General features: G+C 67.7%; 4 protein-coding genes. 2 read left to right on the top strand and 2 right to left on the bottom strand.

The features are described from left to right. Window positions 1-338: hypothetical protein (locus tag JCM19049_RS11315; RefSeq protein ID WP_279403041.1), on the top strand; the 338-nt coding region annotated here is incomplete at its 5' end. A gap of 290 nt (window positions 339-628) precedes the next feature. Next, window positions 629-949, top strand: a complete 321-nt coding sequence (locus JCM19049_RS20460) for a hypothetical protein (RefSeq protein ID WP_279403040.1) — start codon at window positions 629-631, stop codon at window positions 947-949. Between the two features lie 162 nt (window positions 950-1,111). On the opposite strand, the gene JCM19049_RS11305 is transcribed toward JCM19049_RS20460, so the two are convergent. Together JCM19049_RS11305 and JCM19049_RS11300 are read right to left on the bottom strand one after the other, a co-directional pair. After that, on the bottom strand, window positions 1,112-1,765 hold the full coding sequence (locus tag JCM19049_RS11305) for an HNH endonuclease signature motif containing protein (protein ID WP_054821645.1): 654 nt from the start codon (window positions 1,763-1,765) through the stop codon (window positions 1,112-1,114). Further along, a partial coding sequence (locus tag JCM19049_RS11300) for a hypothetical protein (protein ID WP_279403039.1) occupies window positions 1,713-2,648 on the bottom strand: 936 nt, incomplete at its 5' end. The genes JCM19049_RS11305 and JCM19049_RS11300, both read right to left, overlap by 53 nt.

Genomic DNA, 2,648 nt, shown 5'->3' with positions numbered 1-2,648 from the left:
CTCGTGGCCTGGATGCCATGCCGCCGCTGGAACAGCGGGTCCTTGCGCTGGGCGCCGGATATTTCGGCCTGCTGGGTGCGCTCGGAATGCTCAGTGGCTTGCGTTTCACCAGAAGCCTGCGCACCTGGCGACGTGAAGCAGTGCAATCCGTGATGGTTGAGAAGAGTTTGCTGCAGCACACCGCCGCCCGGAAACAAGTGGCCCCGTGGTTGGCCAAACTCTCCGTTGCCGGGTTCGTGTACGGCTTGGCGAGGGTCGGCTTCGACTATTTCACCGATGCACAGCAACAGGTGGACCGGATCCAGATACAACATCTGCAAACCGCTGCCTGTGGCTGATCGGGCTCGCGTTCTGGGGGTTGCTGGTGCTGGTGCGTTTCGCCGCCCAGCGGTTCGTCGGGCCCCTGGTCCTGCGGATCCCGGTCGGTGGGGGACAAGGCGGCGCGATCCACTTGGGCGCACTGAGTGGAGTGGTGGCGCGCTCGGAAGCTCCGAGGAGGACTGCAGGTGCGGCGCACCTGCAAGCAACGTTGAGGCAGCCGCCGAACCGGAACACGATGATCCCTGGCTGGCCGCGTTCGTACCGGTCCACGAAGAATGTGCGGCACGGGGTGCAGGCTGTCAACAGCATGAGCAGGCAGGAGTTTGTGCGCCACGCCCTGAACCCGTGGGTCTGGGCAGAGCACGTGAACGACCAGCTGATTCCCGCCGGGACCGAGCTGGAGGTGGTGGGGCTGAGCGGGTGGGACTGCCGCCCGGTGCCGGTGGACAGTGACCCGGTCTCCACACTTGGGTCACCGCAGGGCCGTTTGGCGCTGTACCCGCATCGGGTTTCGGAGGTGCTGCGCCGCAACCGGCGCACCGTAGCTGGCGGGCGCGGCGCGATGTGTCCCTGGAACCGGTGGTGTGGCAGGGGCAACCGGGCGAGGAACTGGACCGCATCCCTCTGACCGGGGTCGGGATTGACGGCAGTGCCGTGCGGGTTGAGGGGCGGCGGCCCTATCTGCTTCCGCACCGACAGGCGGGCTGACCACGCACCACGGCCGAAGACCTTCATCGCGTCGGCGCTCGACGGGCAGCCAGCAGTGCCGGCGGCAGGGGAACGGGTTGCCCTATGGGGGAGGAGCGACCGGGTCCGCCGGCCGGAACAGGTCGCCGAGCCGGTAGTTGATGGAATTGCGGCGGGGAAGCTGCAGCGGATCCTGGAATTTGGGCAGGATCACCTGCGGCACCCCGCCGTTGGAAATGACTTTGAGCAGCCCGGCATGCACATCGTGGTGGTGCTTCGTGCACATGGTCGCGGCCCACCGCACGGCGGTAACTCCGCCATCCTTCCAGAACCTGATGTGGTGAATTTCGCAGTGCTCCACCGGCACCTTGCAGCCCGGGACGATGCATCCGCGGTCCCGGGCCTTGATCGCCCGGGCCATGGGCAGCGGGTATTCGCGCTGGCTGCGGCCCACATCGAGAATTTCCCCCTTGCCGCCCAGCGTCATCGGAATGATCCTGGCCCGGGCCAGGATTCGGCGCAGGTCGGTGGCCGACAGTTCCAGCCCGTGTGCGGTCAGTCCGTGGGTTTTGGCTTCGCCGCGCAGCTCGGCCAGTGTCAAGTGCACCATCACCAGGGGCCGGACCAGTGGCGGCAATGCAGCCCGCTTTTGGGCCTTGCCCTTGGCCTTGCGTTGGCGGCGCGAGTGGTCGCGCAGGATCTTGTCAATGTCCAGGCGCAGGAACGAGCAGCGCCTTGAGCCGGCGCTGTGGGACATTGGCGGCCACCGAGCTGATCGGACCGCTCTGCGCCGCTTCCTCTGCAGTGACAAAATCCGGGCGATCCTCGGCGTCCGGAGCCGGCGCAGATCCACTCGGTGCGCCAGCTTCCGCGGGATCATCGAGCACACGGCTGTCGTTCCCGGCATCGGTGCGCGGATTATCGGCCTGGGCGATCAGTGATTCGATCAGTTCCGCGTCGCCGGGCAACAGCCGCAACGCATAGTTCACCAGCCCGTTCTTCGCCCCGGTACGGAACAGGCCGGTGGCCGTGACGGGATCGAGCTGTTCGGTGGTGGTCCGCGCCTGCTTGAACAGCTGGTTTAGTTTCTTGCTGCGCGTGGCCGGATCGGGTTCGGCAACCAGGCTCTGGGCCACGTCTTCCACGGTGGCGCCCTCCGGGGTGAGCACCGGTGGCAGCGGCTGCTCGGTGCCCTCGGCGACGGGCTCCAAGGTGGCCAGCCGCCCGGCCGCGGAGATGACCGGTTGGGGCGGCAGAGAGGCGTCGTTGAATTTCGCGGCCAGCTTCGGGAATTGGGGGTCGACCGGCACGCCGGCGTCATCGAACCGGCCAATCAGTTGCCGGGCGGCGTTCACCCGGCGTTTGGCCTCGTGGTAGTCCAGCGGCAGCCAACCGGCCAGGAATTCGGCCGGGTCCTTGAAGGTGGGACGGCCCAGCGCGTAGCGGGCCGCAACGTCGGCGGAGTCGGGGGCCGCCGGGGATGCCTTGTCCGTGGCGGTGTCCGGGGAATCGCAATGATCGCGCAGTGCGTCCAGCTCCCGGGGATCCAGGCAGTGCAGGGCGTGGCGCTCGGCCAGGTGGGCGCACAGGATCTTGAGGGCGGGGCGATGTGGTCCCCCGGCGCTTTCGGTGCTGCTGGC

It is taken from the genome of Arthrobacter sp. JCM 19049, from assembly GCF_001310435.1.
Note: the sequence above shows the minus strand (reverse complement) of the source record. Positions and strands in the feature narration are given on the sequence as shown.